Below are 6,490 nucleotides of genomic sequence, written 5' to 3'. Positions count from 1 at the left end.
GCGGCCAGCAGCGCCGCGCCGATGCCGCGGCCGCGCGCGGCTGCGGCGGTCGCCAGCGAATAGAGCCGTGCACGCGGCGCGCCGCGGCGGAAGAACAACACGGCCGATCCGAGCAGGCCGCCGGCGTCTTCGGCGACGAGCACCGCGGCGCTGTCGCTGCGCAGATGGCGGCGGAATTGGCGTTCGCTCATGCGGTCGTAGCTGAAGCTCGCGCGCTCGAGCCCGACGAGAGCGGCGAGATCGGCAGGAACGGCGCGGCGCAAACGGAAGTCGGCGGGTTCGGACACGGCGCGCAGACTAGCAGGGCGCAGGTCGTTACGGTTGTGCCGTGGCGCGCGGATCGGCGTCCGCCGCCAACGGCGCGGCGCGTTCGCTGAACCGCAGCTACACGGCGCCGCGCGCCGCCGCCGACAGCGGACCGGTGTCAGGTGCCGCTCCCGCGGCCCTGTGTCACACTCGCGCCGCTCGCCGCCCCCTGTCCCTGCGCTACCTATGCCCGACCCTTTTCCCGAGGCCGCCGCTCGCGCCGGCCTGTTGCCGGACTCCCCATGAGCCGCCTCGTCATCGTCGTCGAGAAAGCGTCGGACTGGGGCTCGTACTACCCGTCGGACAACGTCGTCACCGCCAAGGACTATCTGCGCGAACCGCTCGCCGCCGACGAGGAGCGCACCCAGGTCATCAATCTCTGTCGCAGTTACAAGTACCTCGGCACCGGCTACTACGTTTCGCTGCTGGCGGAGGCGCGCGGCCACAAGGTGATTCCGTCGGTGCGCACGATCAACGACTTGCGCCGGCGTTCGCTCTACGGCCTGGACATCGAGGACCTGGAGCAGCGGCTCAGCCGCTTCCTGCCCGATTCGCGCGACACCACCGACTTCGGCCTGCAGGTGTATTTCGGCGAGACCAGCTACGCGCCGCTGCAGGATCTCGCGCGCCAGGTGTTCGAAATGTTCCCGTGTCCCATTCTGCGCATCGAGTTCGAACGCGACCGCGAATGGGGCATCGCCGCGATCAAGCCGACCGGCCTGCATACGTTGAACGATCCGCAGGAGGACGCGTTCGCCGACGCGCTGGACCGGTTCTCCAAGAAGCTATGGCGCAAGCCGCGCGCGCGGCGCAAGTACCGCTACGACATCGCGATGCTGCACGATCCGGCCGAGGCCATGCCGCCGTCGAACAAGCGCGCGCTGAAATCGTTCATCGACGCAGGCAAGGACCTCGGCATCGAGGTCGATCCGATCACGCGCAACGACTACGCACGGCTGGCCGAGTACGACGGCCTGTTCATCCGCGAGACCACGGCGCTCGACAACCACACTTACCGCTTCGCCAACAAAGCGGAGAAGGAAGGCATGGTCGTCATGGACGATCCGACCTCGATCCTGCGCTGCACGAACAAGATCTACCTGCACGACCTGCTGCGCGCGCGCAAGCTGCCGACGCCCAAGAGCGAGATCCTGTTCCGCGACGACGCGAAGAAGCTGGCCGACTTGCCGGCGCTGCTCGGCTTTCCGATCGTGCTGAAGATTCCGGACGGCTCGTTCTCGCGCGGCATCGTCAAGGCCGAGAACGCCGAGGAACTCAAGAAGGGCGTCGACGACCTGTTCCAGCACACGGCGCTGGTCATCGCGCAGGAATACCTCTACACCGAATTCGACTGGCGCATCGGCGTGCTGAACAAGGAGCCGCTGTATGCCTGCCAGTACTTCATGTCGCGCGGCCACTGGCAGATCTACAACCACGGCGCGCGCGGCACGGCCAAGTCCGGCGGCTTCAAGACCCTGCCCGTGCGCGAGGCGCCGGCCGAGGTCGTGCGTCTCGCCGTGAAGGCGACCGGCCTGATCGGCGACGGCCTCTACGGCGTGGATCTCAAGCAGGTCGGCAACCGCATCGTCGTCATCGAGGTCAACGACAATCCGTCCATCGACGCCGGCGTCGAGGACGAGTACCTCGGCGACGACCTGTACCGGCGCATCATGGAAGAGTTCCTGCGCCGTCTCGAACGCAAGCGGCTCGGCATTACCGACTAGCACTGCGCACGTCCCCGGCACGAGGGTGTCGGGCGCTCGACGATGGAGCCGGCGCGAGAGCCCGACGGGCAGCCCTCGGTTCCGGCGCCGTTTCGATTGAACGATCGTCGGAATATTCCACGCTCGGCGCACGGACTCCATTCTCGCAGCGAACGGGAGGCGTTTCGGCGAGAGCGTTGCGAAGCTCCGCCCAGGCATCGGTCCGATGTGCCAACCGGCCGGTTCCGGTCGCTGCGATGCGCAGACAGCCGGCGCGTCCGGCGGTCGCGCGTCGGAGCCGGCGAAGTGTCGACCTGCCGCGCAACCCAACGGCCGCGCCCGCCCGACGCCACGGACTTGCCGAATCCGCGCCCGCTGGCTAAGGTCGCCGGACAATCCGGGAAAACCACGGGCGGCATGCTTGGCGTGCTGCCCGTTCTTGCTTTGGAGAACCGCAATGAACGAACACCGCTTGCCCAACCCGTCCGGCCTGCCTCCGCCGCTGATCGTTTCGCGACTCGACTGCGACCGGCTCGACGCGCTGCTGGAAACGCCGCAGGCCGCCGGTCTCGATACGCAGGGCCTGCGCCGCGAGCTCGACCGCGCCGAGATCGTCGAGCCCGCGGAGATTCCGGCCGACGTCATTTCGATGAACTCGGTCATCCGCTTCGTCGACGAAGACAGCGGCGCCGAGCGCGAAGTCACCCTGGTCTATCCGCGCGACGCCGACGGCAGCGCCGACCGCGTTTCCATATTCGCGCCGGTCGGCAGTGCCTTGCTCGGCCTGCGCGTCGGCGCTTCCATCGCCTGGCCGCTGCCGGGTGGACGCAGCACGCGGCTGCGCGTGCTGACCCTGAGCTATCAGCCCGAAGCCGCCGGCGATCTGCACCGCTGACGCGGCGCCGCCGGACGCGCCGCGCCGCATGATCGGTACGGATCGTTCATGTGAACAAGGCGGCGAATGCCGTGCGCACGAGCGAATGCTGCGATGGCGGCAGACGCCGCGCCTGGGTGCGGCGCGAAGCGCGGTGGCGCCATCCCTGGCGCCGCTGCAGTTGGCTTCCCGCCGCTACCACGCCGCCGTGGGCCGGCTCCGATCTGACGAGGATGGAGCGCAACCGACCCGCCAGCGTTTGCCGGTGCAAAGTCGCCAGCACGAGCAAAGGTGCACCCACGAGCCAGTACGACAGCCAGCCGGCCTGCGGCGAGTAGCCACGCAGCGCCGGCAGCAGGCTCCAGGCCGCCAATCCGAGCGCGAACCAGGTCCACGCGATGCGCGCGCTCAGGCCGCGCGGATCCAGGACGGACGTAGGGGCCTTGCTGTCGAAACCCGGCATGGGGCTCTCCGCTCGTGGGTGCGGGATGCAGTCTGCCGCCGGCCGATCTCAGATCCCGAGATGCGCCGCCGCGGCGTTCCGGACGCGTCACGAGCGCATGCCATAATCCGCGCGGCAGAGACTTCCGCGCAGGAATCGAGCTCCGGTTTCTTCCGGAGCCCGCTCGAGTCGAGCGGTGAAGAGTGACCGCTGGGAATCGCAGGTTCCGATCATTCTGAGCGTCCGACGGGCCGGACGGCGCAAACGTTCGCGCAGGGGAACGTTCGCGAGGTCGCGGAGAGAAGCCGCAAGGCAGGAGAGCGACGTCGCGAACGCCGTTCCGGTCGTGCCGGAGTTGTGGAGACAAGCAGCAGGGCCTGGAGCGACGGGGCGAACGTCGCCCCGGTTCCCCATACAGCCGGAGAGCGCGCGTGGAAACCCACAACATCCTGCAATACACCGTCGTCCTGCTCGCCGCCGCGGTCATCGCGGTGCCGATCGCGAAACGCTTCGAGCTCGGCGCGGTGCTCGGCTATCTGGTCGCCGGCGCGGTCATCGGTCCGGCCGGGCTCAAGCTGCTGCAGAACCCCGAGCAGATCGCGAGCATCTCCGAGCTCGGCGTCGTGCTGCTGCTGTTCGTGATCGGCCTGGAGCTGTCTCCGCAGCGCCTCTGGGTCATGCGCCGGCTCGTGTTCGGCGTCGGCTTCCTGCAGGTCGTCGCGACCGCCGCGCTGATCGCGCTGGCTGCGTATCTGGCCTTCGGCCTCGGCGGCAAGGCCGCGGTCATCGTCGGCCTGGGCCTCGCGCTGTCGTCGACGGCGTTCGGCCTGCAGCTGCTCGCCGAGCGCAAGGAGCTGACGAGCGCCCACGGCCGCCTCGCGTTCGCCGTGCTGCTGTTCCAGGACCTGGCCGCGATTCCGGTGTTGGCCGTGATCCCGGTGTTCGGCGACGAGCACGGCGCGGCGGTGAACACGGTCACCGCCTTGCAGAAGATCGGCGTCATTGCGCTCGTCGTCGTCGCCGGCCGCTATCTGCTGCGGCCGGTACTGCGCATCGTCGCCGGCACGCGCATACCCGAAGTGTTCACGGCGACCGCGCTGCTCGTCGTGATCGGCACGGCCTGGCTCATGGAACAGGCCGGCATCTCGATGGCGCTCGGCGCGTTCCTCGCCGGACTGCTGCTCGCCGATTCGGAGTATCGCCACGAGCTCGAATCGCAGATCGAGCCGTTCAAGGGCCTGCTGCTCGGCCTGTTCTTCGTCAGCGTCGGCATGGCCGTCGACCTGGGCCTGCTGCTGCGCGAGCCGTGGCTCGTGGTCGGACTGACCGTCGCCTTGCTGCTGCTCAAGGCGCTCGTGCTGTTCGGCGCGGGCCGGCTCGCCGGAGGGCTCGACCGGCTGCAGGCGTTGTCCTTCGCCGCCGTGCTCGCGGCCGGCGGCGAGTTCGCGTTCGTCGTGTTCAACCTGGCCGAGAGCTCGCACGTGCTCGACCAGCGCACGCACGACGTGCTGATGCTCGTGATCACCTTGTCGATGGCGCTGACGCCGCCGCTCGTCATCGCCCTGGGCCGCTTCCTCGCCACGCAGCAGCGCAAGCCCGAGCGCGAGTTCGACCGTATCGAAGGCGATGCGCCGCGAGTCATCATCGCGGGCTTCGGCCGCGTCGGCCAGATCGTCGCGCGCGTGCTGCGCGCGCAGAAGATTCCGTACACCGCGCTGGAGAATTCGCCCGAGCAGGTCGACGCCTCGCGCCGTTTCGGCAGCACGCTGTATTTCGGCGATCCGAGCCGTCCCGAGCTGCTGCGCGCGGCGCAGGCCGACAAGGCCGAGATCTTCGTGCTCGCGACCGACGACCCCGAGGCCAACGTGCGCACGGCGCGGCTGGTCAAGCGCGTGTATCCGAATCTCAAGATCTTCGCCCGCGCGCGTAACCGCCAGCACGCATTCCGCCTGATGGATCTCAGCGTCGACGGCGTCGTGCGCGAGACCTTCGAAGGCAGCCTCGATCTGACGCGCCAGGTGCTCGAGGCGCTCGGCCAGCCGCCGCGCGTCGCCGCCGACCGCATCGCGCGCTTCCGCGCCCACGACGAAGCCCTGCTGAAGGCCCAGCACCTGGTCTACGACGACGATGCCGCGCTGATCCAGACCTCGCAGGAAGCCCTGACCGAACTCGAGCAGATCTTCGCCGCCGACACCACCGAGGACGGCGGCGGCAAGGAATGGGCCGGCGGCGTCAACCGCCAGTGGTGAGGATGCTCGGGGACGTGCGCGAACGGCGTCGTACGCGATCCGCTCAGCGTTGATTCGCGGGCTGGCGCAGCATCTGCGCGAGGCTCGGGATCGCGGCGCTCGCGCCGAGCTCGGCGGCGACGTCGGTGTAGCCGAGCAGTTCGGCGAGCTCGCCCGGACGGCGGCCGAGGCAGTCGCGAATGTCGCGTTCGGCGCCGCGCGCCAGCAGCTGGCGGGCGCAGCCGAGCAGGCCGTGGATCGCACAGGCGTGCAGGGCGCTGACGCCGCGTTCGTCCTGTGCGTCGAGGTCGGCGGCGAAGTCCAGCATCAGCGCTACCAGGTGGGCGATCTGCGCCGGATCGCAGGCCGATCCCGGATCGGCGCGGCCGCCGACGAGCAGCAGCAGCGGCGTCTGGCCCTTGGCGTTGCACGCGTTCGGCGCGGCGCCGAGGCGCAGCAGCACTTCGAGCACGGCGCGCGCGCGCGGCCCCGCATGGCCGAACCCGTAGTGCGCGGCTGCGTGCAGCGCGGTCGAGCCTTTCTCGTCGGCGAGGTTCGCGTCGGCGCCGGCGGCGAGCAGCTTTTCGACGAGCTCGGGGAAGCCCAGCGCCGCGGCGATCATCAGGGTCGTGCCGCCGCCGGGCAGGCGCCGGTCGAGTTCAGCACCCTGGCGCAGCAGCAGATCGACGACGGTTTCGCGGCGTGCGCTGATCGCGGCCGACAGCGGCGTCGCGCCGCCGTTGGCCGCGTGTTCGGGATCGGCGCCGCGTTCGAGCAGCAGCGCGACGACGTCGGCATGGCCCTGGCCGCAGGCGCGCAGCAATGCCGTCGCGCCCTGCGCGTCGCCGCCTTCGAGCGGCAGGCCGAGCGCGAGCAGGCGCTCGACCGCGGCCGCGTCGCCGGCGGCAGCCGCGGCGATGAGGTCGGCGGCCCGCAG

General features: G+C 69.8%; 6 protein-coding genes. 3 read left to right on the top strand and 3 right to left on the bottom strand.

Annotated elements, in window-relative coordinates; all coding sequences use genetic code 11:
- On the bottom strand, window positions 1–287 hold a 287-nt coding region (locus NON22_RS18555; RefSeq protein WP_257388443.1), incomplete at its 3' end, for a GNAT family N-acetyltransferase.
- Between the two features lie 261 nt (window positions 288–548).
- On the opposite strand from NON22_RS18555, the gene NON22_RS18550 reads away from it, so the two are divergent.
- Both NON22_RS18550 and rnk read left to right on the top strand, forming a co-directional pair.
- Entirely contained in the window at window positions 549–2,030 is a 1,482-nt protein-coding gene (locus tag NON22_RS18550; protein ID WP_257388442.1) for a RimK family protein, read from the top strand.
- A gap of 436 nt (window positions 2,031–2,466) precedes the next feature.
- Window positions 2,467–2,904 (top strand): nucleoside diphosphate kinase regulator, encoded by a 438-nt coding sequence (rnk, locus tag NON22_RS18545; protein WP_257388441.1) that lies wholly within the window; start codon window positions 2,467–2,469, stop codon window positions 2,902–2,904.
- Window positions 2,905–2,950: 46 nt separating this feature from the next.
- Here the strand turns inward: rnk and NON22_RS18540 are convergent, their stop codons facing one another.
- Window positions 2,951–3,346, bottom strand: a complete 396-nt coding sequence (locus tag NON22_RS18540) for a hypothetical protein (protein ID WP_257388444.1) — start codon at window positions 3,344–3,346, stop codon at window positions 2,951–2,953.
- Window positions 3,347–3,756: 410 nt separating this feature from the next.
- Here NON22_RS18540 and NON22_RS18535 point away from each other — a divergent pair, with 410 nt between their 5' ends.
- Window positions 3,757–5,574: a monovalent cation:proton antiporter-2 (CPA2) family protein gene (locus tag NON22_RS18535; RefSeq protein ID WP_257388440.1), complete on the top strand. Its 1,818-nt coding sequence runs from the start codon at window positions 3,757–3,759 to the stop codon at window positions 5,572–5,574.
- Window positions 5,575–5,617: 43 nt separating this feature from the next.
- Here NON22_RS18535 and NON22_RS18530 read toward each other — a convergent pair.
- The coding region (locus tag NON22_RS18530) for an ankyrin repeat domain-containing protein (protein WP_257388439.1) at window positions 5,618–6,490 on the bottom strand (873 nt) is incomplete at its 5' end.

This window comes from Tahibacter caeni (assembly GCF_024609805.1).
Classification (GTDB): Bacteria; Pseudomonadota; Gammaproteobacteria; order Xanthomonadales; family Rhodanobacteraceae; genus Tahibacter; species Tahibacter caeni.
This window is presented reverse-complemented; position numbering and strand designations above follow the sequence as displayed.